The sequence below is a fragment of the Sphingomonas sp. OK281 genome, assembly GCF_900115295.1.
Taxonomy (GTDB): Bacteria; Pseudomonadota; Alphaproteobacteria; order Sphingomonadales; family Sphingomonadaceae; genus Sphingomonas.
Window position 1 is genome coordinate 121,477 of the sequence record NZ_FOVZ01000007.1, and the last position, 26,631, is coordinate 148,107.

Genomic DNA, 26,631 nt, shown 5'->3' on the forward strand with positions numbered 1-26,631 from the left:
CCTTCGTAAGATACGGGCTGAAGCAGGCTCAAGCCTTGGGCAGCGCGGCGAGCAGCCGTTCGATATCGTCGATGTCGTTGAACACCGACGGACTGACCCGGAACCGGTTGCGCGACAGCGTGATCTGGATCTTCGCCGCCTTCAACCTGTCGGCGAGCTTGGCATGCGCGCCTTCGAGCACGCAGGTGACGAGTGGCGTACGGCTCTCGGGCGGGGTGACGACGGTATAGCCGAGCCCGCCCAGGCCTTGGTGCAGGCGCTCGAGCAAGGGTTGGCGGTGCGCGACGATCCGGTCGACGCCGATCCCGAGGATGTAATCGAGCGAGAAGCCCAGCATCGCCGAGATGGTGTGGGCATGCGTGCCGCCCGCGAACAGCCCTTCCATGTCGGGGCGCGGCGTGACGTCGGCGATCGGGTAGTCGGGCTTCGTCACCGGCGGATCGAACGGATAGACGTGCGGGGCGAATCCGGCGAGCTGGTAATAGCCGAAGCGGGTGCGCGTCAGCCGGTCGTGCAGATCGCCGCGGACATAGAGCAGCCCCAGACCGAAATCGCCCATCAGCCATTTGTAACTGGCGCAGGCCGCGAAATCGACGTTGGTCGCGCGCACGTCGATCGGCACGGTACCGGCCGCATGGATGATGTCGGCATAGACCAATGCGCCCTTGGCGTGCGCGATCTCGCAGACCCGCTTCAAGTCGTGTTCAAAGCCGTTGTAGGTCGACGCCAGCGACAGCGCGACGAGCTGCGTGCCGGGAATAATCGCGCGCTCGATGTCGTCGATCGCGATCCGCGCAACGCCTTGTGCGTCGCGGGGTCGTATCCAGGCGACGTCAACGCCCTGCCTTGCCAGTTCCTCGTACAGATAGAACGAGCCGAAAAAGTGCAGCGTGTCGGTGACGATCCGGCGCTTCTCGTGCGGGAAACCGAGCGCATCGATGATCGCCTGCTCGCCGGCTGTCGTGCTCTGGACGAACGCGATTTCCTCGGGCGTCGCGTTGATCAGGCGCGCGAAACTCGCCTTCACGCGCGTCTCGACCTCGTCGGTCGGATAGTGGCCGTCCATCGTCGCACGCTGATCGAGATACGCGCGTACCGCATTACGCGCGCCGAGCGGCACCGGGTGCATCGTGCCCGAATCCAGATACACGCCCGGCATCGGCGCGAAGCTCGCGCGATCCGGAAGCGCGCCAGAAGCAGGCTTAGTCACCGCCTTCGCCGCTGCGCTCGCCGCCAGGGGCAACGCGCCCGCGCCTGCCAGTACGCCGCCCAGCACACCACGCCGTGTCACGCCATTTTTCGCCATCATGCCCCTTCCGGTCGGCATCGAGCTTACCCCGACTGCCGCGCATAGTTTTAGCCGTTTCGCGCCACGATGACGGGGCCGCTTCTCGTCTGCACGCACGATCTGCGAACTACCTTTGCATTTGCGCATAAAAATCCCGCGCATTCCCGCGTAACCAGATTGCGAGGAGACGTATCGATGCTGAAACCAGGCCTGTCGTGCGCGATACTGTTGGCGAGCATCGCGGCGACCTCCAACGCACGCGCCGCCCCGCGAACCTGCGCCGTGGACGCCGTCGAGACCCACCATTCCGCACAGATCGGCAGCCGCCGGATCGAGTATGTCGCCTGCGTTGGCACCCTCCCCGTTCGCAACGTTGAGGGCGAAGCACATGGCCGGATCGTCTACACCGCATATATCGTCCCGACACGCTCGGCACGCCCGCTCAGCTTCGTGTGGAACGGCGGACCGGGGGCGGACTCGCGGACGCTGCAATTTCACGCGGTCGGGCCGCGGATTCTCAAGAACGGCGTGCTCGTCGACAATACCGCGAGCCCGCTCGGCATCAGCGACCTCGTCTTCGTCGATCCGGTCGGCACAGGTTTCAGCCGCGCGGATACGCCCGAGCACGCTGCCGCATTCTACGGCACCAACGCCGATATTGCCTCGGTCACAGGCTTCGTCCGCGATTTCCGCGTCGCCTATGGCCGCGAGACGAGTGGACTTAATCTGGTCGGCGAGAGCTTCGGTACGTGGCGCGCATCGGGCGTCGCTGAGGCACTGGTGAACCAGGGCATTCGCATCGACGGTGTGGCGCTGATCTCCGGCGGGATCCCGCTCGGCGACGAAGCGCGCAGCGATCGCCGCCGCGCCGTTTCGCTGGTCAACCGCACCGCGACCGCATTCGCGCTCGGCCGGCTGGCCCCCGATCTACAGAAAGACGAGGCGAAGACGCTCGCCGAAGTTCGCCACTGGGCAGAAACCGTCTACGCCCCCGCCCTTTCCAACCCTGCCGTATTGAACGACGCATCGCGCGCCCCGATCGTCGCTGGTCTGGCGCGCTATCAGGGCCTCGATCCCAAGACGATCGATGCCAAGACACTATGGGTTTCGCCCCGCGAATTCCGCATGCGTCTGTTGGCGAGCGAAGGCAAGACGCTCGGCATTTTCGACATGCGGCAGACCAGCGCGGCAAGCGAAGGCGGCGCCGGCAAGATCGTGCTCGACTATTACCGCCGGACGCTGGGCTACACCCAGGGCAGCTATGCCGGGATCGACGCCCCCGACGCCGGCGTTGGCAACGACTGGCAGTATGATCAGTCTCCGATCACCAAGGAGTCGCTCGCCCGCGCGATAGCCGGCGAAGGCCCGCCGAGCGCATCGCAACCCTGGATCCAGCGCGCCATGACCAGGGCGCCGAGGCTCCGCGTCTGGGTCGCAGCAGGGCTATATGACTCGCTCAACAGCTGCATCGGCAACGCGCTCACGGTTGGCGGACTGCCCAAGGCGCTGGCCAGCCGCTTCACGCTGAAATGCTATGCCGGCGGCCACATGATGTATCAGGATTCGCGCCAGACCGGGATATTCGGGCACGACTTGGCTGCGTTCCTGGGCCAGCGCGCATAAATTTTGCGGCAGATACTGAAAAAAAACGACCTCGTTGTTTCAACCGCGCGCTTCCAGCCACACCAACGACGAAAAAGTTCGGCCCGCCCGCGCTAAGCTGTCCACAGGTTGAGGCGAGAGCGGGTTCGGGGCGGATCGCACGCTGGGCAACGACATAAGGGGGGCTTCATGAACACCATACACGCCAAGATGGTCCGCGGACTGATGGCCTCGACGGCACTGCTCGCCGCGGTAACCGCCGCACCGGTGCTTGCACAGGATGCGCAGTCGCCGCTCGATCAGTCGATCACCCCGACCGCTGACTCCGTCGGCGACGGTGAGGCCATCGTCGTGACCGGATCGCGCATCCGTCGCGCCGGGCTCGACAACGCCGCGCCGGTCTCGGTCATCACCGCGCAGTCGATCACCGATCGCGGCTTCATCACCGCTGCCGACGCGCTCAACAACCTGCCCTCCAACGCACCGACGCTGAACCAGGCCGACGGTAGCGGCAATTCGAGTGGTGCCGGCTATCAGGCGCCGAACCTGTTCAATCTCGGTGCCGGCCGCACGCTGACGCTCGTCAACGGTCGCCGCATGGTAACGAGCGGGTCGGGAATCGGCGCGGCCGACGGCAGCGGCGATGCGTTCGTCGATGCGAACATCATTCCGGTCGGCCTGCTCGACCGCGTCGAGGTGTATCAAGGCGGCGGCGCGGCGGTGTACGGATCGGACGCGATCGCCGGCGTGGTGAACTACATCCTCAAGAAGGACTTCACCGGCCTGGAGGTCGACGCGCAGAACGGTATTTCCAGCCGCGGCGACTACGCCACGCACAGCCTGCGCGCGACCGCCGGCACCAACTTCGCCGACGGCCGCGGTAACGTCGCGATCGACCTCGGTTACTCAAGGTCGCCGACGCTGATGTTCTCGGCACGGCCGCTCTCCAATCTCGGGCGGCTGACGGTGAGCAACGGCGCCGATACCGGCCCGAGCGACGGCATCCCTGCGGTCAAGGAGATCTTCAACGCGGCGTTCTGGCCGTTCAACAGCAACGGCGTGATATTCACGCGCGCAGCGCCGGTCAGCCAGTTCCTCGCGCGCAGCGGCGGCAACGCGCTCCAGTTCGACAGCAGTGGCAATGTCGTGCCGTACAACACGGGCGTGCTGCAGGGCATTCCGTTCGCGGCCGGCGGCGACGGCTTCAAATACCAGGCGCTGGCTGGCCTGCGGACGGGCGTCGAGCGCTACACCGCGAACGTGGTGGGTCATTACGACGTCACCGATCACCTCACCATATCGACCGAGCTGCTCTATGCCCGCACCAACGGCACCGAAATCCCGCAGGGCAACAGCTACACCACGCTGAACGCCGGCTCGTACAATGGCCCGATCGCGTTCACCCGGAGCAATCCCTACCTCACAAGCCAGGCGAGAACGCTGCTCGGTGCGGCAAACCCTGCGTTTGGGAATGGATCGCCGCTGTACCTGTCGAAATATTTCTACGACCTCACGCCAGCCAACGACCAGACGACCGACACCGACACCTACCGTGCAGCGCTGTCGGCGCAGGGCGACTTCGATGTCGCCAGTCGCAATTTCTACTGGTCGGTCGGCGGCAGCTACGCGCGGGTCGAAGGGCAGCAGCGCAGCTGGCAGGTCGTCAATTCGAAGTTCCAGAACGCGATCAACGCGGTGTCGAGCGGCGGGCAGATCGTCTGCGGCATCAACGCCGATGCGATCGCGACCAACAACGATGCCGCCTGCGCGCCGATCAACCCGTTCGGCGACGGCAATGTCAGCACCGCCGCGCGCAATTACGTGAGCACGCGCGCTGGGCTGAACTGGACCAACGAGCAGGTCGATCTGCTCGCGACGCTCGGCGGCACGCTGGCCAGGCTGCCGACCGGCACGCTCGACTTCAGCCTGGCCTATGAGCACCGCGACGAACAAGCGCGCTTCGATCCGCTCGACGCCAACCGCCTCGGCCTGTTCGGCACCGGGGTACAGCAGCTCGCGCAGTCGGGCGGCTACAATACCGACGAATTCTCCGCCGAAGTGATCGTGCCGCTGATCGGCAAGGACTTCCAGCTTCCGCTCGTCAAGCTGCTCGAGGCCAAGGGCGCGTTCCGCTATGTCGACAACAGTTATGCCGGCCACCAGAACGTCTGGGACCTCGGTCTGCGCTGGGAAGTCCTGGACGGGATCACGCTGCGGGGCTCGCGCAGCCGCAACTTCCGCGCACCGACGCTGACGCAGTTGCTCGCACCCTCGTCGAGCGGGCTGGATTCGACGGGGTTCGATCCGTGCGACGCCGATCGTATCAGCAGCGGCCCGAACCCCGCGACGCGGCGCGCCAACTGTCTGGCCCTGTTCACCGCCAATCCCGGCTACGGCGTGGATGCGGATGGCACCGGCGCCGGACTGAGCGCAGCGGGCCGCCTCGCCCGCTTCCAGGATCCCTCCGAGAACTTCGCGCGGGCAACCGTCACCAGCGGCGGCAATGCCGCACTGCGTAACGAGATTTCGAACACCTGGACTTATGGGATCCTGCTCCAGCCGCGCTTCGTGCCGGGCCTGACGATCAGCGCCGACCGGATCGAGATCGACCTGAAGAACGGCCTATCGGCGTTCACCACTGAAGATTTCACCGCGGCATGTTACGACAACGCGGCTCCGGATCCTGCGGTGTGCAACGCATTCACCCGCCTCGCTGCCAGCGACGGCATCAGCCCGGGCGGCACGATCGCGACCGGCACGTCGACCACCTTCAATGCCGGCATGGTCCGCTATCACGGCGAAAACTATATGGTGGATTACCAGTTCGGGGTTGGCGACCTGTTCCACGGTGGCGACCTCGGCCGATTGCAGTTGACCGCGACGGCGACGCACAACACCCTGCTCACGACCTCGGTCACCGGTGCAACGTTCGTGCGGACCGACGATACGTATCTGTCGCCGGAATGGGTCGGCCGGTTCAACGTCGCCTATGCCAAAGGGCCGTTGCGCCTGACCTACCAGCTGCAATATTACGGGCGCACCGATGCGGGTTCGAACGTGTCGATCGAGACCACGCCGAACCCGACGCTGGCAAAGAACATCGTCCACGACGTCTCCGCGCAGGTCGATCTGGGCAAGGTCGCGGTCCGCTTCGGGATCGACAATCTGACCGACAAGGACCCGTCCTATCCGCAGATCGCATATGGCGACATCCTGGGCCGGCGTTTCTACGTCGGCGCGAAGATCAGGTTCAAGTGATGGCCCTGCCTGGCGCTCACCGCCGGGCGGCCTCTCGACATAGCCCCATGCGTTCCAGTAAAAAAAGACATCACCGATGAACCGGCCGGAGCTCCCTGATCTCGCCCTTTCGGTTGCCGAGGCCGCACGCATCGACGGCGCCCGGCCGCTCGGTACGGACTCCTATTCGCAATGGGTGCGAAAGGTGATCCGTACGGTGCGGTCCGAGCGCAACCTGCTGGTGAGCCTGTTCGACAGTTCGGTGCCGGAGCCGATCGAACTGCTGCGCCAGTTCGTGGCCGAGGGTTTTTCGGAGACGATCACCTCGCGCTACACCAGCGCATTCGCGAACGGGAATCCGTACGTCGTCGAACAACTCGCGCGGCGCTATGCGGTGCCTGCGGACCAGGTAGTCTGCACGACGGGCGCCACGGGCGCACTGTCGCTGATCTACCGCGCGCTGCTGAAGCCCGGCGACCGCGTGCTCGTGGAAAACCCCGGCTTCGACCTGTTCCACAAGATCGCCGAGACCTATGGCTTCGGGGTCGATCGCTTCGAACGACGCGGCGATGATTTCGCGATCGATCCGGACGAGGTGGCGGCGGCGATGACGCCCGAGACGCGGCTGATCGTGCTCGCGAACCTGCACAATCCCTCCGGCATGGCGATCCCGCCCGAGACGCTCGCGGCGATCGGCCGGATCGCGGAGGCGCGCGGCGTGCATGTGATCGTCGACGAGGTGTACGGCGACTATGTCGATCCCGTGCTACGCCCACCCCCGGGGATGCAGCTGTCGCCGGCACTGATCAGCGTGAGCAGCCTCACCAAGTCGCATGGGCTAAGCACGCTGCGGTGCGGCTGGATCGTCGGCGCGCCCGCGCCGATCGGCCGGATACGCGCGCTGGCGGAGGAGATCGACTTCGGCATCTCCAATTTGTCGCACGCGATCGCGGCGTTGGTGCTTGAGCGCCCGCAGCCGTTCGACGACTTCCGCAGCGGGATCATGCGCCGCGCGCGGCCGATCGTGGAGTCCTATCACGCGTATTGGCGCGACGAGGGCCTGGTCGCCGGCGCATTGCCGCCGTTCGGTTGCATTGCCTTCCCGAGGCTCGTCGGGATCGACGACACGGTGGGCTTTTCCGAATGGCTGGCCGATCGCTGCGGCGTGATCGTGGCGCCAGGCGAGTATTTCGGCGCACCCGGCCATATCCGCATCGGTTTCGCGCGTGCGCCAGCCGATGTCGATTACGGCTTGCAGGCGCTGACCGATGGGCTGATCCGATACCGCGATCAACAGGCGAGGGACACGCGATAGACATGACACGCCTCCTGATCGCAACGCTGCTCGCCGTTTCGAGCTGGACCATGCCGGCTGCGGCTCAGGCGAAACCGCCCGCCCCCGAAATCAAGGCGAAGCGCGATCAGGTGCTCATGCTGCACGGCCATGCGTTCGCCTATGCCGCCGAAGTCGGCGTGGTGCGGGTGTCCAGCAAGCCGGGGACCAGCGACGCGACCGCCGGCTACATCTCGTACAGTCATGCCGGCGATCCCGATCGCCCGGTGATGTTCATCTTCAATGGCGGTCCGGGCGCGGCGTCCGCCTATCTGCAAATGGGGGCGCTGGGCCCTGCGCGCGCGCATGTGCCGCAGGATCCTGTTGCGGTACTGCCGACCGCGGCACCGGTCGATGCCAATCCCGAGACCCCGCTCGACCTTGCGGACCTCGTCTTCCTCGATCCGCCCGGCACCGGTTTTTCGGCGTTGAGTGCTGGTGCGGACCGCGACTTCTATCAGTCGGTGACGGGCGATGCCGATGCCGTGTCGCAACTTGCGCGCGCCTGGCTCGCATCGCATGGCCGGACCGCAGCGCCGATCTACATCCTCGGTGAAAGCTATGGTACGATCCGCGCCGCCGCGATGGTCGATGCGCTGCGGGCGCAGGATCCAGCGCTTAAGCTGCGCGGCGTGGTGCTGCTCGGTCAAGCGCTCAACATGATCGAGACGTCGCAACGTCCCGACAATGTCGTCACCTATCCGGTATCGCTCCCTACGCTTGCCGCGATCGCCTGCTATCACCACAAGCGCCCCGCCCCGTGCGATCCGATGGGCAGCGCACGCGAAGCAGCAGCGTACGGACCGACCTATCTCGACGCGCTCTATCGTGGGCGAGCCTTGAATGCGGCAATGCGCGACACGGTGGCGACGAAACTGGAGGCGCTTAGCGGCATTCCCAAACCCTATTATCTCGCGCATGACCTGCGCATTTCGAAGGAGCAGTTCCGCGTCGAACTGCTGCTTGCCGAAGGCAGGGTACTCGGCCGCTACGACGCGCGCTACACCGCGCCTCGCGCTGCCGGCGCGGGCGAAGTGGTCGGGCCGGATGCTTTCTCGGCGGTATCCGACGTCTACGGTAAGGCCGTCTTGAGCCAGCTTGCGGCGATCGGCGTAAGCGACGCCGCCACCTACAAGGTCATCGTCCGCGGGGACGGAAATTGGCGGTACGGCGCAGGCGACTCGCCGTTCAACGACTGGCCTTTCATGGCGCGCCTCGAACAGGCGATGGCGGCAACGCCAGACCTACGCCTGTTCATCGGCACAGGGCTGTTCGACCTCACCACCACCGTCGGCGCCGCCGACTATCTGTTCGCGCAGTCCTCGCTCGCCCCGGCGCGCTATCGCAACGAACGCTATCCGGCCGGCCACGTCTTCTATTCGGACGACGTCAGCTGGCGCAAACTGATCCGCGATCTCCGCGCGTTCATCGCCGCGGGAGCACCGCATTGAGTGACGCGAAACTCGCCAAGGGCATCGATCTCTGGGGTGTCGTCGCGCTCGGGCTAGGCACGGCGGTCGGTGTATCAATCTTCTCGGCGATCGCTCCTGCAGCGAAGATGGCCGGGCCGGCGATGCTTTTCTCGGCACTGCTCGCGGCGCTGCCGATGTACCTGATTGCGATCAGCTACGCCTTCCTCGGTTCGGCTTGTCCCGTGTCGGGCGCATCCTTCGTCTGGCCAGCGCGGTTCCTGCACCCCGCCTGGGGCTTCTATGTCGGCTGGGCGCGGATCGTCGCCAATGTTGGCGCGATCGTGGTGCTGGCGCTGGTGCTCGTCAAATACGCGTCGATGCTCGTGCCGCTGCCGACCAAGCCGACGATGCTCGCAGTGCTGCTGCTCGCGCTGTTGACCAATCTGTTCGGGATCGGCATCGCCGCGCGTGTCCAGAAGATTCTGCTCGCGGGCATGCTGGTCTTGTTCGCGGTATTCGTCGTCTGGGGCGGGACGACCGCGGTCGACGTCGCCCGGCTGCAGCCGCTGTTCCCGCATGGGCTGCACGGGATGATCGCCGCGACGCCGTTACTGATGGGGCTGTTCTTCGGCATCGAAGCGGCGACCGAGGCCGGCGCCGAGGTAACCGACAGTCGCCGCACCATTCCGCTCGGCATCGCGCTGTCGATCGGGTCGGCGACCCTGCTGTATCTCGCCGTGGGCTTCGTCGCGCTCGGCGTGCTCGGCGGCGACGCGCTCGGCACCAGCGATGCGCCGATCCTCGATGCCGCCCGGCGCTTCATGGGCCCCGCGGCGACGCCGGTCGTCGTGCTGGCGGCGGTGCTGTCGATCGGCAAGTCGCTCAACGCGCTGTTCGCGATGTTCAGCCGCAGCCTGTATGCGATGGGCCTCGCCGGCTCGCTCCCCAGCGCACTTGGCAACGTCCATCCGCGCTGGCAAACCCCGCATGTCGCACTAATCGCGGTGTTCCTGCTGGGCTGCGTCGGCCTGCTGCTGCCGATGGAATTGACCTTCCTGTTCCTCGCGGTGAACATCCCCAACCTGCTCAAATACGGCAGCATCTGTCTGGCTGCGGCGCGCGTGACGGAACAGCACCCCGAACTCTACGACGCCGCGGCGTTTAAATTCTCCAAGCCCCGCATGCGCGCGCTCGGCTACGCCGGCGCCCTGTGTGCACTCACCCTGATCTTCGTCGGTTTCGAGGCCGACTGGCGTCCCTATGGGCTCCTGATGGCGTGGATGATCATAGGCATCCTGTATCGCGCCTCGGTGCCCCGTGTATTGCCAACGCAGCCATAAGTTCGTGATATATCGACCGTTTCCTGCCTATCCGACTACTTCTTCTGCCACGTAGGCCCATAGGTGACATTTAGAGCCGGATCGCCGTTCCTCATAAACGGACACCGGTTCATCGAGACTGGATGAATAGCGCAGGGCATTAGCGGACCGATCCAGTACGAACTGGTACGGAAGGAACTGCTATACTGTCCAAGACAACGCCCGCCATTGCTCAAGGAACCGATCCGTCAGATAATCTTCTACCCGTGGCGATTCGATGTCAGAGTATCGAGATGACGTCAGTATCTCCATCATGAATAGTAACCGACGTTCGACACCCGTAGTGACCAAGGTCTAGTTCGATCCAGGCATTAGCCACCCAAGATCGAAGCTCCTCCTCGTTGATGCCATCGGCCGGCTGCTTCAGCGTTAGCATCCAGCTATCGCCTTCCCCCTCCCAAGTCTGGAATCGACCGGCTTCTTCTTCCGTAATCAACGGTGCCATTGTGGCTAGCATACTATTGCAATGATCGATCCCGCTCTCTTCCGGCAGCTCCGTACCCTTCGGCATGAACGCGAAAACACGGATGGGTAGGTAATGTGTCAATCCGTCATCAGGAAAGATTATGATTTCAACATTATTTTCGATTGCTGGTGGGTCGGCGACGAGCGCAGCGAAAGCCGCCTGAAGCCCCACAATTCGTGAGCTAAGCCGTGCCCGTAGAAAATCGGCGTAGTCCGTTCTGCGTGTCATCAATCGTGCCTCCAGTCTGGCGCCGCTTCATCAGAGATTGGACGATCCTCGCGCAAGCGGTATTCAGCTCGTGGATCCTCTGCGCGCCGGCCGTGACCCACTTGCAGACATTCAGACGCCATTCCTCGCTCCCCAACTTCGCCCATTCGTTCATCTCGTTGGGCGGCAACGCTCGGCGGCCGATCAGCTGCCTGGACGGCTTGAAAGGCGAGAACAGCATTCGGTCCGGTTCGACCGGATCAGCGCCGAACTGCTTAACGCCATCAAGAGCTGATCCGCGCCGGCGATGGCGAACGGCATCGACACACCGGCACCGAGCGAGCATCGTCCCGGCCAGTATGCAAATCGACAGCAAAGACCCGGCACTGCCCGGCATGACCCGCGCCGAGCTATCTCGTTGCCGATGGGCGCAGAGCGACCTTTTGCTTGCGGCGTATCACGACGCCGAATGGGGCGTGCCCGAACGTGACCCGCGCGCGCTGTGGGAAAAGCTTATGCTCGACGGGTTTCAGGCCGGGCTGGCCTGGATTACGATCTTGCGCAAACGCGACGCGTTCCGGGCCGCCTTTGCGGGCTTTGATCCTGACACTGTCGCGCAGTTCGGCGAGCGGGACATCGCGACGATGCTCGGCAACGCCGGTATCGTCCGCTCCCGCGCCAAGATCGCAGCGACGATTGGCAATGCCCGCGCCTATATCGCGATGCGCGACGCCGGCGAGGATTTTAGCGGATTCGTCTGGAGTTTCGTTGATGGTGCACCGGTAATCGGCGACGGTGCCAAGGCGCTAACCCGCTCGCCCGCATCCGAAGCCTTGTCCGCGGCGCTCAAGCAGCGTGGGTTCAAGTTCGTCGGTCCGGTCATCGTCTACGCCTGGATGCAGGCCTGCGGCCTCGTCGACGACCATGAGACGTGCTGTTTTCGCCGAGCGAAATCATGACCCTCCCGCCATCGGAGCCGGTCGACGACGCGCATGCGGACGGCGCAACGACCAAGGCAATCCGCTACCCAGGCTGGACCATTGCCGCGACAATGCTGGCCTCTAGCCTCGCCTTCATCGACGGATCGGTGACCAACGTCGCGCTTCCCGCGATCGGCAACGATCTCGGCGGTGGAGCGTCCGATCTCCCTTGGATCATCAACGCGTATCTACTGCCGCTATCGGCGCTGCTTCTGCTTGGTGGCGCCGCGGGCGACCATTACGGCCGCAGGCGCATGCTGGTGCTCGGCACAGTCCTGTTCGCGCTTGCCTCGATCGGCTGCGCACTGGCGCCGACACTCTCGATCCTGCTGGCAGCGCGCGGAATGCAGGGCCTCGGCGCCGCGATCCTAATGCCTAACAGCCTGGGGATCCTCGGCAGTTCGTTCGAAGGCGAAGCGAGGGGGCGAGCGGTCGGGACATGGGCCGCAGCCGGCGCGATCGCCAGCGCCGTCGGTCCACCGCTTGGGGGCTGGCTGGTCGACACGCTGGGCTGGCGGACGATCTTCTACCTCAATCTTCCTGTCGCGGCGACAGCGACCGTGGTCGCCCTGCGCTATGTCGAGGAGAGCGATCCCGGCGAGCAACCACTTGATTGGCTCGGTGCGATCTTGGTAACCGCCGCGCTCGGCATCCTGACATGGGCGCTGACCCTGTGGTCAAGCGGTCATGTCCTGTCGCCGAAAATCGGTGCGGGCTTGGGCATCGGCATCGTACTGCTGGTCGCGTTCGTCGGCCAGGAGCACCGTTTAGGCGACCGCGCGATGATGCCGCTGACGCTGTTCGCCTCACCCCCGTTCGTAGGACTGACCTTGCTGACGCTGCTGCTGTACGGCGCGCTGGGAGGATTGCTGGTATTGCTGCCGTTTCTGTTGATCGTCGGTGGCGGATACACCCCGACCCAGGCGGGTTTCGCGTTGCTCCCCTTTTCGATCGTGATCGGCATTGCGTCGCGCTTTGCCGGACGACTGAGCGAGCGGATCGGGCCGCGCTGGCCGCTGACGATCGGGCCGATCGTTACCGGTGTCGGTTTCACGCTGATGGCGACCGTCGACCCGGGGGCCGGCTATTGGAGCAACGTGCTACCCGGTCTGGTGATGATAGCGCTCGGGATGGCCGGCGCGGTCGCTCCGCTCACGACCGCAGTTCTTTCGTCCGTCGACGATCACCACACCGGCACCGCATCGGGGTTCAACAGTGCGATCGCGCGAACCGGCGGCTTGATCGCAACGGCGCTGACCGGTGCCGTTGTAGCCGCATCGGTCGTACAGTTAACCGAGGCGTTCCATACCGCAGCCCTGCTAGCGGCATTTTCAGCAGTAATAGCAGGCATTATTGCGTTCGTGACACTCGGTGGAGAGCGTGGCAGACGCTAGCCTTAAGTCTGGACCCAGTTGCTGACGTTCAGCCGCAATTTCACGCCTACCACCTTCAGACATCAGTGCATGGCGGCGCTACGCGTCGTCGAGCGGTCTTTGAATAACAAGACGTGGGAGTTCGTCGCCGCACCCAGCATCTTCGACAATCGATTATTTAGCGCAATAGCAGCGCCACCAGCGGTCCCAGGTGAACGCGGTGCACAAGCTGGCGATGGTCACCAGCCTATCTCTGATAGGGAACGACTTTAGTGACGTGCATTACTTGAAACCTGCCGCGCAAACACTCCTATTTTGGAAGAAGATGGCGATGCGAGCTTTACTTTAACCCTCCAACCAATCGGTTGTGATCAGTCGGGGAACGCGGCCGAGTTAATGTACGACGGCACGCCGAAGTTAAGATTGAACGTCAGTGCCGCTTGTCTTTTCACATGGCCGGTCGCATCAATAAGTTTCGGCGGATGGAGAATATCGGTGCGGGCATTCCAACTCGGTTTGAGCGCGGTACTGATCGGATCGGCTTCCGCCAGTGCGGGGACTCCGCCGCAAAGTGTACCCGGTGTCCCACCCGCCCTCACCTCTTTCTTGCACAACGACATCGTCGAGTCCGGCGATTACCGATGGTTACGCGGGCGGTTTGCTGATGCGGCAGCTGTAGACAAGCAGGTGTTCGTCGCTGCTTTGGAGTGGAATGAAAAGTGTGAGAGCCAGTCGCGTACGGCGATGAAAGGCCTGCTGGCCACGATGGGCCAGACTTTTGATCCTGGTAAGGAGGTCTACACGCGGCCGTCACCATGCCGTCAGTTCGTACAACTTCCAATACCGGCGGATGTGACATGGTCAGCGTTTTCCGCTGCGCTCGGTCGCGTCCGGCCATATGCCCTCGGTATCATTCGTGCGACCGCGCTCGTCGAGCAGCAGGTGATCGATCAAGGCGACTATGCCGAGCAACTACGCACGCGACCGCTCGGGGAGCAGACATTGCGTTTCGCGTGGGTCGAAAGCCAGCGCCATGAGGGGGAAACCGCCGCCTATTCGTCGCTTGAACGGATCGTGTACGAAGGCATCCTGCTTCGTGCCCTGGACGACCGCGATCAAGGTAATACAGCATGGCTTTCTGCCAAGGTGGCTCATGAAGGCTGGCCAAAGCGTTCAAAGGTAGGTGACGCGGCATCCAGCGCGGCTTGGCTGCTTGTCCAACATGCCGATGCCAATCCAGCCTTCCAGCTGACTGCCTTGCGCCTTATGGCGCCGCTAGCGTCAGAAGATGAGATTGATCCGCGCAACTTTGCAATGTTGACGGACCGCGTCCAGCTCAAGCTCTCTGGTCAACAGCGATACGGTACGCAATGGACCTGCAACCGCGGCAACCGCGTGCCGTTACCACTGGCGAACACGGATGCGGTCACCGACGCTTTGCGCGCGAAGGCGAGACTTGAGCCACTCAAGCAAAACGCCGCCCAAATCGATACCTTGTACGGACCGTGCCCACCCGCGCTCTAGATCAGACCTAAACAGACCCAGTTCCGGACATCATGCCCCTCAACTCGCTTCCCGCAATCGGAAATTTGTTCATGTGCGGGCGATACGCGAGGTCGAGGAATGTTGGCTTGGCGCTGGTTTCTTCTGTCATGGCTATTCATTGCGGCAATGTATCAACCGAGCCAAGCCCTGGCTTCGGCATCATCCTAGAATTCCAGGGAACGTGATTCGTTCCGTTGATTACGTGGCCACAGTTTGCCGCGACAAACAAACGAAGTCGCGGAAGCAATGCAGATCCACAAGTTGACATTCGATGTCCAGTTGTCCGTGTCTGAAACCAGACGCTAATTCACCTTCTGACTTCGGATTGAAAGGGTGATAATGATTGGCTTATGAACGAGTTCGGGACAATGGTCCCGCCCTTCATGACCATCCGAACGCGACGAAGCGCGACGATATCCGCGGTCGGATCGCCCGATACTGCAACCAGGTCGGCCAGCAGACCAGGTTTCACCGTACCCAGCTTGTCTGCAAGATGGAGCGACCGCGCGTTGCCCGAGGTCGCGGCCATCAACACGTTCGCACGGGGCATCCCCGCACCGACCAGCAATTCCATCTCCCGCACGTTCTGCCCATGCGGGAACACGCCGACATCGCCGCCGACGCAGATCGGAACGCCTGCCTTAAGGGCCAGCTTCAGGCTTGAACGACTGAGCGCCACGGCGGGAGGCACGGGATCGCTGCCGTTCCAGCCGCGGTAGCGCGACGTCGCGTCCGATGCGGCGAGCGTCGGGCACAGCGCGATGTCCTTGGCCACCATCGCAGCGAAGATCGCGGGCGTGCCGCCATAGCCATGTTCGATGGTATCGACCCCGGCAGCAACCGCACGTCGCATACCCTCGGCGGTGGCAGCGTGGACGGCGACCGGTCGCCCCGCATCATGCGCCGCCGCCACCGCAGCCGTTATCTCCGCGAGGCTTAGCGTCGCGCGGCTCTCCTCACCGGGACGCCAGCGATAGTCGGCGTACAGCTTCACCCAGTCCGCGCCCGCCGCGATCTGGCGGCGCACCGCGGCGACCATCTGATCGACCCCCGACACTTCCTCAGCGCCCTGGGGGATGGCGACGCCAGGCTCGAAACCTTTCGGACCATATGCGCCCAGCGCCACAATCGCCCGCGTCGCGACCGACAGCCGCGGCCCCGGCACGATACCCTGATCGATCGCGGCCTTCAGTCCGACATCCGCATAGCCTGCGCCCTCCGTGCCAAGATCGCGTTCGCTGGTGAAGCCGGCGAGCAACGTCGCCTGGGCATTCGCGACCGCGCGCGCAGTGCGCAGCGCGAGCGGCTCATGCAGGACCTGATCGTCCCAGATCGCTTCGTTATAGGGGTGGAGGAACAGATGCCCATGACCCTCGATCATACCGGGCATCAGCGTATCGCCGGCAAGTTCGACGACGCGCGTATCGGCGGGCGGCGCCAGGTCGGGCCCGACGGCGACGATCCGGTCGCCCGTGACGAGCACCTGCCAGCCGGCATGGACCACGCCATCCGCGCCGTCGAAAACGCCCGCAGGCTTCAGCAGGATCGATTCTCTATCAGACGCGGGCAACGCGACCGCGGGCCCAATCAGCACCGCCGCGGTCGTAAGCAATATCGTCGTCAGCCACCGCATGGTCTTTCCCCCGTTCCCGCCTTACTCTTCGCTCATGGATAAGGTTCTTCGACACTTGCGCAATCCGGCGATCCTGTTGGCCCTGCTGACGACCGCGCCGAGTTCCCCGCCGACCGAGCTGGCGCGGTGGCAGTCACAGGCCACGCGTGTCACGATCACGCGCGACGATTGGGGCATCCCGCACATCCACGGGCGATCGGATGCCGATGCGATTTTTGGTTTGATCTACGCCCAGGCCGAGGACGATTTCGCCCGCATCGAAGTGAATTACCTGACCGCTCTCGGCCGTAGCGCGGAAGCGGATGGAGAAGTATCGGTCTGGGCGGACCTTCGACAGCGGCTGTTCGTCGATCCTGTCGAGCTGAAGGCGCACTATGCTTCCAGCCCGACCTGGCTGCGGTCGCTGATGCAGGCGTGGGCGGACGGGCTGAACTATTATCTGGCGACGCATCCGCAGACCAAGCCCCGCGTCCTCACCCGCTTCGAACCCTGGATGGCGCTCAGCTTTACCGAAGGGAGCATCGGCGGCGATATCGAACGGATATCGCTCAGCGATCTCAAGACCTTTTACGGCAACCCCACGCCGCCAACCCCGGAGGAACGCGGTATGATCCCTCGCGAGCCGTCAGGCTCGAACGGTATCGCGATCGCGCCCCGCCTGACCGCGCACGGCCGCGCGCTGCTGCTGATCAATCCGCACACCAGCTTCTATTTTCGCTCCGAAGCGCAGATGACGAGCGACGAAGGCCTGAACGCCTATGGGGCCAGCACCTGGGGTCAGTTCTTCGTCTATCAGGGCTTCAACCCCGAGGCGGGATGGATGCATACGTCGGCGACCGTGGATAATGTCGACGAGTTTGCCGAGCGGATCACTCAGACCCGCGAACGTTATGCCTATCGATACGGCAGCGAGGTCCGCCCGGTCGTCACGCACGCGGTCACGCTGCGCTATCGTCGCCCAGACGGCACGATGGGCGAGCGCCGCTTCACCACGTACGCCACTCATCACGGGCCGATCGTTGCCATCAAGGCCGGGCGCTGGATCGCGACCGCGCTGATGTGGAAGCCTGTCCCCGCGCTCGAACAAAGCTACCTGCGCACAAAAGCGACCGATCTCGCTAGCTACATCGCCGTCTCCGAGCTCAAGGCGAATTCGTCGAACGACACGCTGTTCGCCGACGCCAAGGGCGAGATCGCGTTCCTGATGCCGCAGTTCATGCCGATCCGCAGCGACCGGTTCGACTATACCCGTCCGGTCGACGGGAGCGATCCCGCGACCGACTGGCACGGGCTACATACGCTCGCCAGCCTGCCGAGCGTCGCCAACCCGCGCACGGGATGGGCACACAACACGAACGATTGGCCGTGGAGCGCGGCGGGGCCAGACAGCCCCAAGCCGGCGGACTATCCCCGCTACATGGATCAGGTCGGCGGTAATGCGCGCGGCGTCCATGCCGATCTATTGCTGACCGGCAAGCGCGGCTGGACGCCCGAGACGCTGCGCGCCGCCGCGTTCGATTCCTACCTGCCGGCCTTTGCGCGGTTGCTGCCGGGGCTCGTTGACGCATGGGACGCGCTTCCCGCCGGCGATCCGCGGCGAAAGGCGCTCACGGCACCCGTTGCGCTGCTGAAGGGCTGGGATCATCGCTGGGGCTACGACTCCGCCGCCACCAGCTTGGCGGTATTCTGGGGCGATGAACTCTGGCGCGAGGTCGGCGGCTTCGCGCAGGCCGAGCGCATGAACGTGCCCGATTACATCGCGACGCGCGTACCAGATGACGCAAAGTTCGCCGCGCTTTCCGCCGCAGTCGACCGGCTGACCCGCGACTTCGGCAACTGGCGCACGCCGTGGCAGACGATCAACCGGTTCCAGCGGCTCGACGACGCGATAAAGCCGCATTTCGACGACGTCCGCGCCTCCATCCCGGTCCCTTTCACCTCCGCGCAATGGGGCAGCCTGGCGTCGTTCGGCGCCAAGCCCTGGCCCGGTACGAAACGCTATTACGGCACCAGCGGCAACAGCTTCGTCGCGGTCGTCGAGTTCGGACCGCGGGTGAAGGCGATGGCCGTAATGGCCGGGGGTCAAAGCGGCGACCCGGCGTCACCGCACTTTGCCGATCAGACCCAGCGCTACGCAGAAGGCAAACTACGCCCCGTCTATTTCTATCCCGACGACCTGAAAGGGCATATCGTGCGTCGCTACCGCCCGGGCGGCTGACGAGCAGGTCGCGTCGGCCCTATCCCCCGCCCTGGCAGCGTTACCGCGTCTGGCTTTCCGCCCCTGCCCCTTCAAGCTTGTCCTGTGTTCGTGTGTCGAAGTCGCCAGCATCATGGCGTTCGTGAAGCTGGCTGGCAGGAGCGCCTATGATGCGGTTGACCATCCGCCCGCGCTGGACCGCCGGCCGCGCATTGACGAGGTCGGTCCAGCGCAGGACATTCTTATAGTTATTCACCTGGAGGAACTCGGCGGCATCGTAGACCTGGCCCGTCACGAGCGCGCCGTACCAGGGCCATACCGCCATGTCGGCGATCGAATACTCATCGCCTCCGACATATTGGCTCTCGCCCAGGCGGCGGTCCAGCACGTCGAGTTGACGCTTCACTTCCATCGAGAAACGGTCGATCGCATATTCAATCTTCACAGGCGCGTAGGCGTAGAAATGCCCGAACCCGCCACCCAGCATCGGCCCCGCACCCATCTGCCAGAACAGCCACGACAGCACTTCGGCGCGCTTGGCGACATCGGTTGGCAGGAACGCGCCGAACTTTTCGGCGAGGTAGACAAGGATCGAGCCGGATTCGAACACCCGGATCGGATCGGCGCCGCTACGATCGACCATTGCCGGGATTTTCGAATTGGGATTTGCGTCGACGAAGCCGCTGCCGAACTGGTCTCCGTCCATGATCTTGATCAGCCAGGCATCATACTCGGCGCCCGTATGGCCGGCGGCTAGCAGCTCCTCGAGCATCACGGTCACCTTCACACCGTTAGGCGTAGCAAGCGAATAGAGCTGGAGCGGGTGCTTGCCGATAGGTAGTTCCTTGTCGTGCGTGGGACCGGCGATCGGGCGGTTGATGCTGGAAAACCGACCACCGCTCTGCTTGTCCCAGATCCAGATCCTGGGCGGCGTATAGTTGGCGATCTCGTTCATCCAGGCTCTCCGCTTTCTTCAACTTTGCGACAGCGAATTGCGCTGTTGCAGGGGTAGACGCAAGGGCGGAGCCGAAGTCGCTGGATCGAGGATGGCCTGTTATTAGCCGTCACACGAACCCATAGTCAGCTATTCGTGTCCGCTTCACCGCTTTCCAACTTCAGACACTCGTTCATCTTTGCGCCAAGCGCTTTTGGTGGCTGATCTGCATTATAGACGTCGTGACTTGGGGGATTACAGCCGTCTGCTGTTTGCAGGCGGGCGGCTTCGGCCACCGGTGTGCCGGTTTCCGCCTGCTTCAGCGTGAAGGCGATCTGCACGTCTGTGTACCTAGATTTTTTCATGTCCAGCTCCTTGCCCGAAGGCTTCACAAGGCCGGAAAACTCTCGCTAAAATAGGACTAAGAAAAACAGGGTGGCGTCACGGTTCTCCTACCAAGGCGCATTCCTGCCGAGTTTTGCGCGGACGATCGCTCCGGCGTCAAGCGCGGCACTCGGCACACCCCTTGAGTGTGCCGCCACGCTTGCCCCGATCGCCTCAAGACGTACGGCCAGGTGTAGGATCGGTCTGTCAACGCGTCCGATCGTTCCACCTATCGGTATGCCTCGATCATTTGAACGTATAGCGTGCACCGACCGCGAACGTACGGCTGAGAAGCGTCGTCCCCAGATTAAACTTCTCCGGACCGCCGACATCCTCGAATTTGTAGTAAGTCTGCTGTTTCGCCTTGAGGAGGTTCACCGCATCGAAGGTGAAACCGAGGCGATCGGTCGCGTTCAAGGTCAGTTGAAGATCAAGGCTCTTCTCCGGATTGCGCCAGACACCGATGGGGTTGGCAAACAGTCGCGCCTCGTTATTCGCCAGGAATGCCTTGCGCCAGATGTACGACAGACGCGCGCCGACCGGACCACGGTCATACGCCAAGGTCGCATTGTACGAAAGGTCCGACACACCAAAGAACGGCGACGACGCCTGGCCCGTGATGTTGCCAGCCGCATCCGAAAGCGGAATGTTCTGCTTGGAATCGAGCACCGTCAAGCTGCCCTGGAACCCCAGCCCCTTCAGTACGCTCGGCAGGTAATCCGGGAAATACGTCAGGCCGAGTTCGACCCCTTTAAGGACACCGTTCGAAGCGTTGACGGGTCGCGTGATGGCGAACGAATTGGTAGCGCCGGCTACGATACCATTGTTCAAGATAGTCTCGCGAACCGTCAGCGGCACGACCAGCCCGTCGACCTCACGACGGAAGCCGGTCACGAAGATGGCGCTATTCCGATCAAAATACCACTCGACCGCGACGTCATAATTCTTCGAATGCGTCGGCTTCAGTGTCGCGGTCCCAGCCGTTCCGCTGCCGTAGCCGACATTGGTCAGGTCCCCAACCAAGTTGAAGTTCGGATTGATGTCAGTGAAGCTCGGGCGGCGTAGCGTCTGACCGTAATTGAATCGTACGCGCAGCTTGTCTGTAAGCTCATACCGCGCAGTGAAGCTCGGCAGCCAGCGCTGGGACCCAGTCGACACGAACGTCTGCGCGCCGTTATTGTAGCGATCGAAGAAGTTATAGTCGGTATCGACGGTGATGTGCCGCACGCCTGCCTGCAACTTCAGCGGCCGCCCGAATATCGAGACTTCGCCATCCGCCTGAATGTACGCAGCCAACGTCGTCTCATCGATGTCGAACACCCGTTGCAGGGACAGCTGGTCGGACGTCTTCAGCCCGTAGAGACCGCGCACCGTATCAGCGTTGTCATGCAACCAATAGCCGCTTGGCAGCACCCAGCTCGACGGCGAGTCGCTCTTGCCGTCGAAGAAGTCGGAATTGGTGAACAACGCTTCGGACGGCAAGGTGGACAAGCTCCGCCCCCCCAGCCCGCCTGCGTCTTGGGTACGGACCGAGGTCGAGGCCTTGCGATTGTCAAAGCGGAAGCCCGCCTTGATCTGGCGTAGAAAGCCTTCGTCCCAACCGTAATAGCCATCGAGCGTCCCCGTCAGCGCACTGCCCTTATCGCGGTTCGCGTTGTCATAGAATTGCGCAATGTTCCATTGGGCGGGATCGGTCAGCAAGGCGTCGTTGTCGAAGTGATACGACGGGATGCCACCGCCGGCATTGAAATCGACGTTGATCTGATTGGCCGTGCGCTCTGTCCGCATCGCCGTGAACGAGCTGGTCACCTTGCTCGTCTGATAAGCGATATCGCCGATGATTTTGCCATGCGAGCCGACATCCCATTTGCCGTTCAACGCGTAGACAAAACTGTCGGTCTTCGACTCGTTATAGTCGCCACTGTTGAAGCCGTAGACGCTGTTCGCCGTACGTGTCTTGACGAGGTTGGTACCGTCATACAGCCCGACCGGCTGGGGGTTCGCCCAGAAATCCACGAAGCTGAACTGCAAGCTGTTGAACGTCTCGCCTCGGAAACCGGCGTAGAACACTTCGGCCGTATAGACCGAGCTGCTGTTCGGGGACCATTGCAATGCTATGTTCGCCGAGGGGCGCTCACGCTTACCGTAAAGATCCGAGCTGAAAATCGCATCGCGCGACAAATAGTAGGGCGTCTGCACGCCGTTGATGTTCAACGTCGAGCCTGGCTCGGTCGACAGTCCACGATCGAGTCCCGGCGTCCAGTTCTGATTATTTGCGCCGGGGAAAATACGCTCCAGCGGCGCAAGGCCGGACCCGGCGGGCGGGGTTTCCGTCGCGAACGGCACCAAGGCGCCTGCGGTGATTGTCTGGTCGCGGTATTTCGTACGCGTGTAGCTGCCGTTCACCAGAATGCCGATGTCGCCGATGCCAGTGTGCCAGCGGTCGCTGACCAGCAGCGCGACGTTCGGATTATAGGTATCGGCCTGCTCGTTGTAGATGCCGCGCGCAAGACCGGAAATCGCAAACCCGTCGAAATCGAACGGACGCCGGGTGGCGACGTCGATCTGCCCGGCAAGCCCCGTCTCGATCTGCTCGGCGGCGCGCGTCTTGTAGACGTCGACTTGCTTGACGAGGTTGGCAGAGATGTCCTGCAGCGCGAACGCCTGCCCCGCCGCGGTAAAAATGTTGCGGCCGTTGAGCGTGGTTAGCGCATCGGGAAGCCCTCGGATCGAGATTGCTGCCGCTTCGCCGCCCGTACGATTGGTGACCTGCACGCCGGTGACGCGCTGAAGCGCCTCGACGACATTGTTGTCAGGCAATTTACCGACGTCTTCCGAGACGATCGAGTCGACGATCTGAGTCGAGGCTTTGCGTACGTTCAGGGCGCCGACGATGCTGGCGCGGACGCCGGTGACGACGATGTCCTCGTCGCTTTGGTCCGCCGCTGGCACGTCCTGCGTGGTAGCCGCATCGGTTCGGGCGGGTGTACCGGTCGCCGGCACGTCGGGACGGTCCTGCGGCGTAGTGGGGATGGCTTGCGCATAGGCCGGCGTTCCCAGCACCAGTGCTGCAATCGATGCAGAACATAGAATCAACGGTTTCATCGCCATGCGGCCTCTCCCTAACGTGTCCATCCGGCCGTCTTCCCGGCTCTTTATTACTCGGACATTCGCTAAAAGCAGCGAGACGTTGATGCAAGCGCTAATTTGTCCCGCATAACCGGCAAAGAGGCTCACATGGGCGTGAGTCGATAGAGGATTGCGCCATGCGATGGCACGTCTGCCGTCAGTGTTGCGGATGCGCGGGTCAGATCGCGATGGGCCCAGAGATCCCGAACGCTGACCTGTCCCGCTATCTCGAGAATGTCGAGATTTACCTGTACCATCCTCTTTGTTTTGTCTGTGTTGAACATCGCGACGTAGCGGTCGTTCGTGCGCGGCACGCGGGCCGACCAAATGCGTATGCCGTCTTCGACAAAATGCGGCTGGTTGTCGTAGCTCGCCTGGTTGACCGCAATCACTTCGGGATTGGTCAGCAGCTCGAGCGTTGCGTGGTCAAGATAGCGCAAGTCGCCCCCCATGATCAGCGGTGAGCGGGCGATCGACCAAAGAGTCATCAGCGTGCGCTGTTCGTCGGGTGTGAGCTTGGTGTCGCGCGTGCCGAGCGCGAGGCGCCCGAGCGGGAGCATATCCGCGTCAGGCCATCCGCCGGGTACGCGGTGTGCGTTCCAGTTTTCCAGCCGTGTGAACTGTGCTTCGAGCAGCGGCCATTCATCCCAAAAATCATCACTGATCCGCCACATCTGTGCGAAACGACGAACGTGATCGGCGCGGGGAACCGGCGTTTCGCCGGGCGAGAGGCTGAGGATAATCGGCCGCCCTGTCGCGACGATAGCGGCATGCGCGCCCTCGATCTCCGGGGCATGCGCATCATAGGGGCGGCTCATGTCGTCCATCTTCACCAGGTCGACGCCCCAGGCCGCGTAGAGCGTAAAGACACTGTCGTAATAGGCCTGCGCGCCGGGCTTGCGCATGTCGACACCGTACATGTCCGGGTTCCAGGCACAGATGCTGGCGGTGTCGGCGATGTCGCGCGCGCGGTATTTCGTCCCGAACACCGGCAGGTTGCGCTCCACCGCCAGCCGCGGGATGCCGCGCATCAGGTGGATGCCGAACCGCAGGCCGAGCGCGTGCACCCGGTCGGCAAGCGGGCGGAAGCCCTTGCCGTCGGCGCTCGACGGGAACCGGTTCGGTGCAGGGACCAATCGGCCGTACCCGTCCATCGCCGGTGACGGCTTGGCCGCGTAGGTGTAACTCTGCGCCCCCGGCTCGTACCACTGGATATCCACGGTAAAGATATCATAGCCCGACGGCAGCAGCTTCTCCGCCATGATCGTCGCGGTCTCGATCGCCTGCGCCTCGGTGATCGTCGTCGCGAAGCTGTTCCAGCTGTTCCAGCCCATCGGCGGTGTCGGCGCCAAGAGCTTCGAGCCTGCATTCGCGCCAGCGCCGATCGCGGCCGCGGGTACCACTGCGGCTCCCGCGGCAAGGAACGTCCGCCGATCGAAGCCGCTCACCGCAACGGGCCGTTGGCAACCGGTTCGCCGAAATCGGGGGTCCCGTCTGGCTTGTACGTGAAGGTCTGGACGCGGGTGTGGCGGTTGGGATCGAACAGCGGGTCGCCCTTGGTCGCCTCATAATCGCGCGCGTGATAGACCAGGATGTCGCGGCCGCGCTCGTCGACGGTGAAGCTGTTGTGGCCAGGCCCGAAGACCTTGTGCGCGGGCGACGACTTGAACACCGGCTGCGGCGATTTCGTCCAGGCCGCCGGATCCATGATGTCGACATCGTCACGCGCGGTCAGCATACCCATGCAGTATCGCGCGTCGGTCGCGCTCGCCGAATAGGTCATGAACAGCTTGCCGTTGCGCGCCAGCAGCGCAGGCGCCTCGGCGACTTTGAAGCCGCGGATCTCCCAATCGAGCGTCGGCACTGTCAGCCGCGCAGGCTTCGCCGCCAGTGTCAGCGGGGTCGCAAGCGGGGCCAGATAGAGGTTGCTATTGGTCTCGATCCCCGGCTCGCGCTGTGCCCAGGCGAGATAGCGCGTCCCGCGATGGACAAAGCTGGTCGAGTCGAGCGTGAAGCTGTCCCACGGCGTCTGCAACTGACCGAGCACGGTCCAGTTGCCGGTCATCGCATCGGGTCCGTCGCAGACCACCGCGAAGGTGCGGATGCGGAACACATCCTCGCCGCCGCCGCTGGGGCCGGCCGCGAAATACATGATCCAGCGGCCGTCGATCAGGTGCAGTTCGGGCGCCCAGAGAAAGCCGGACATCGGTCCGGTTTTCTCGTGCCGCCACAACACGCGCTCGTTGGCGGTCGACAGCCCTGCCAGTGTGCGCGAGCGGCGCAGCACGAGCCGGTCGTATACGGGCACCGAGCCGGTCATGTAATAATAGCCGTCGGTGTGCAGGAAGACCTGCGCGTCGGCACGCTGGCGGACCAGTGGGTTGACCGGCACCGGAGCCTTGGCTGCGACCCGGGCGAGCGCACCGCTAGCGGTCGCAGCACCAGCACCGGCCAGGAACAGCCGTCGTGTGAAATCCATCGTCATGGTCGATTCTCCGCAACTGGCCAGCCATCCTCACCCCAAGCGATCGGTGCGATGCGCAACGTCGGGGTGCCTTTGGTCTGGGAATCATAGGCGTGGTAGACGACATAATCCTTGCCGTCGGTGTCGTGCATCACCCCGGGGTGGCCGGGGCCGCGATAGCGCTGCTTTTCCTGGAGGTCGGCGCGCAGGAAGATCGTCCCCCCGCCCTGCATCATCGCGCTGCCGTCCTTGCCGAGATACGGCCCGGTGATCGCCTTCGATCGGCCGACGACGGTGTAATAGGTGCTGTTCACGCCCTTGCAGCAATAGTCGTAGCTCGCGAGCAGCCAGTAATAGCCGCCATGGCCGATGATGAACGGCGCCTCGACCGGGGCCGGGCCGCCGGCGGGTGCGGGACGGCGTGCGATCGCGTGGGGCTTCGCCGCGGGATCGAGCAGCTTGCCGCTTTTGGGGTTCAGCGCGAACAGCTTGATACCGGTCCAGAAGCTGCCGAGCGACAGCCACTCGCGGCCCTGCGCATCGACGACATGGTTGGGATCGATCGCGTTGAAATCGTCCTTGGGCGTCGACATCACCACCAGCCCCTCGTCGCGCCAGCCGTAGCCGGGCGCCTTGGGGTCGAGCGTCGGGCTGCTCGCGAGCCCGATCGCCGAGCGGTTCGAGCCGAAGGTGGAGACCGAATAATAGAGCCGGTACCGCCCGTCTGCGCTGCGCGAAATGTCGGGCGCCCACATGCCCTTGGTGCCCGGCACCGCCTTGGTCGCCCAGTCGGGCAGGCGCGACAGCGGCGGCGTGCCCGCCGTCCAGTGGACCAGATCGGGCGACGTCCGCGCGCTCAGCATCTGGCCATCAAGCCCGGTGCCGTAGACGTAGTAGGTGTTGCCTGCGCGGATCATCACCGGGTCGTGGACGGGCGCAATGTCGCCGGTCAAACTGGCGTTGAGAGCACCGCGCGCGGGCGGCGCATCGGCAGTTTGCGCCAGCACGCTACTCGTGAGCGTCAGCGCGATCAGTCCGGTCGCCCATCTTGGTGCGGCCATCGTTTCT

The 26,631-nt window shown here is 63.7% G+C and carries 18 protein-coding genes and 1 pseudogene; 9 read left to right on the plus strand and 10 right to left on the minus strand.

Annotation, left to right across the window (positions count from 1 at the left end):
* Positions 1-28 precede the first annotated feature (28 nt).
* Positions 29-1,309 carry an aminotransferase class V-fold PLP-dependent enzyme gene (locus tag BM244_RS20050; protein ID WP_254784646.1) on the minus strand — a complete coding sequence of 427 codons (1,281 nt, stop codon included), beginning with the start codon at positions 1,307-1,309 and terminating at the stop codon, positions 29-31.
* Between the two features lie 174 nt (positions 1,310-1,483).
* Between BM244_RS20050 and BM244_RS20055 the strand changes: the two genes are divergently transcribed.
* From BM244_RS20055 to BM244_RS20075, 5 genes are all read left to right on the plus strand, one after another.
* Positions 1,484-2,911: a S10 family serine carboxypeptidase-like protein gene (locus BM244_RS20055; protein ID WP_093400682.1), complete on the plus strand. Its 1,428-nt coding sequence runs from the start codon at positions 1,484-1,486 to the stop codon at positions 2,909-2,911.
* Between the two features lie 168 nt (positions 2,912-3,079).
* Entirely contained in the window at positions 3,080-6,148 is a 3,069-nt protein-coding gene (locus BM244_RS20060; protein ID WP_254784647.1) for a TonB-dependent receptor domain-containing protein, read from the plus strand.
* Positions 6,149-6,224: 76 nt separating this feature from the next.
* Positions 6,225-7,442, plus strand: coding sequence for a pyridoxal phosphate-dependent aminotransferase (locus BM244_RS20065; RefSeq protein WP_093400683.1), 1,218 nt, complete (start codon positions 6,225-6,227; stop codon positions 7,440-7,442).
* A 2-nt stretch (positions 7,443-7,444) separates the two neighbouring features.
* Positions 7,445-8,911 (plus strand): S10 family serine carboxypeptidase-like protein, encoded by a 1,467-nt coding sequence (locus BM244_RS20070; RefSeq protein WP_093400684.1) that lies wholly within the window; start codon positions 7,445-7,447, stop codon positions 8,909-8,911.
* Positions 8,908-10,212 carry an APC family permease gene (locus BM244_RS20075; RefSeq protein WP_093400685.1) on the plus strand — a complete coding sequence of 435 codons (1,305 nt, stop codon included), beginning with the start codon at positions 8,908-8,910 and terminating at the stop codon, positions 10,210-10,212. The genes BM244_RS20070 and BM244_RS20075 overlap by 4 nt, the downstream gene beginning before the upstream one ends.
* Before the next feature lie 259 nt (positions 10,213-10,471).
* Here BM244_RS20075 and BM244_RS22810 read toward each other — a convergent pair whose 3' ends face one another.
* On the minus strand, positions 10,472-10,945 hold the full coding sequence (locus BM244_RS22810) for a tudor domain-containing protein (RefSeq protein WP_139226992.1): 474 nt from the start codon (positions 10,943-10,945) through the stop codon (positions 10,472-10,474).
* A gap of 374 nt (positions 10,946-11,319) precedes the next feature.
* Here BM244_RS22810 and BM244_RS20090 point away from each other — a divergent pair, with 374 nt between their 5' ends.
* Together BM244_RS20090 and BM244_RS20095 are read left to right on the plus strand one after the other, a co-directional pair.
* Entirely contained in the window at positions 11,320-11,883 is a 564-nt protein-coding gene (locus BM244_RS20090) for a DNA-3-methyladenine glycosylase I (protein ID WP_093400721.1), read from the plus strand.
* Entirely contained in the window at positions 11,880-13,298 is a 1,419-nt protein-coding gene (locus BM244_RS20095) for an MFS transporter (RefSeq protein ID WP_254784648.1), read from the plus strand. The genes BM244_RS20090 and BM244_RS20095 overlap by 4 nt, the downstream gene beginning before the upstream one ends.
* Before the next feature lie 350 nt (positions 13,299-13,648).
* Here the strand turns inward: BM244_RS20095 and BM244_RS22815 are convergent, their stop codons facing one another.
* Positions 13,649-13,897 carry a hypothetical protein gene (locus BM244_RS22815; protein WP_139226994.1) on the minus strand — a complete coding sequence of 83 codons (249 nt, stop codon included), beginning with the start codon at positions 13,895-13,897 and terminating at the stop codon, positions 13,649-13,651.
* Here BM244_RS22815 and BM244_RS20100 point away from each other — a divergent pair.
* Positions 13,884-14,801, plus strand: a complete 918-nt coding sequence (locus BM244_RS20100) for a DUF6624 domain-containing protein (RefSeq protein WP_139226996.1) — start codon at positions 13,884-13,886, stop codon at positions 14,799-14,801. The genes BM244_RS22815 and BM244_RS20100 overlap by 14 nt on opposite strands.
* Positions 14,802-15,129: 328 nt before the next feature.
* Here the strand turns inward: BM244_RS20100 and BM244_RS20105 are convergent, their stop codons facing one another.
* Positions 15,130-16,455 (minus strand): metal-dependent hydrolase family protein, encoded by a 1,326-nt coding sequence (locus BM244_RS20105; RefSeq protein WP_175518327.1) that lies wholly within the window; start codon positions 16,453-16,455, stop codon positions 15,130-15,132.
* Between the two features lie 34 nt (positions 16,456-16,489).
* On the opposite strand from BM244_RS20105, the gene BM244_RS20110 reads away from it, so the two are divergent.
* Entirely contained in the window at positions 16,490-18,673 is a 2,184-nt protein-coding gene (locus BM244_RS20110) for a penicillin acylase family protein (protein WP_093400689.1), read from the plus strand.
* 40 nt (positions 18,674-18,713) lie between these two features.
* Here the strand turns inward: BM244_RS20110 and yghU are convergent, their stop codons facing one another.
* From yghU to BM244_RS20135, 6 genes and pseudogenes are all read right to left on the minus strand, one after another.
* A complete protein-coding gene (gene yghU, locus BM244_RS20115) occupies positions 18,714-19,607 on the minus strand; it encodes a glutathione-dependent disulfide-bond oxidoreductase (protein WP_093400690.1) in 894 nt (297 codons plus the stop codon).
* A 125-nt stretch (positions 19,608-19,732) separates the two neighbouring features.
* Positions 19,733-19,951: a hypothetical protein gene (locus BM244_RS22820; protein ID WP_139226998.1), complete on the minus strand. Its 219-nt coding sequence runs from the start codon at positions 19,949-19,951 to the stop codon at positions 19,733-19,735.
* A gap of 265 nt (positions 19,952-20,216) precedes the next feature.
* On the minus strand, positions 20,217-23,081 hold the full coding sequence (locus BM244_RS20120; RefSeq protein WP_093400691.1) for a TonB-dependent receptor: 2,865 nt from the start codon (positions 23,079-23,081) through the stop codon (positions 20,217-20,219).
* Between the two features lie 122 nt (positions 23,082-23,203).
* Complete coding sequence (locus BM244_RS20125; RefSeq protein ID WP_093400692.1) at positions 23,204-24,547, minus strand: glycoside hydrolase family 27 protein; 1,344 nt, start codon at positions 24,545-24,547, stop codon at positions 23,204-23,206.
* Between the two features lie 2 nt (positions 24,548-24,549).
* Positions 24,550-25,584, minus strand: a pseudogene (locus BM244_RS20130) (family 43 glycosylhydrolase); the annotation flags it as partial.
* Positions 25,581-26,624, minus strand: coding sequence for an arabinan endo-1,5-alpha-L-arabinosidase (locus BM244_RS20135; RefSeq protein WP_093400694.1), 1,044 nt, complete (start codon positions 26,622-26,624; stop codon positions 25,581-25,583). The gene BM244_RS20135 and the pseudogene BM244_RS20130, both read right to left, overlap by 4 nt.
* Positions 26,625-26,631 lie beyond the last annotated feature (7 nt).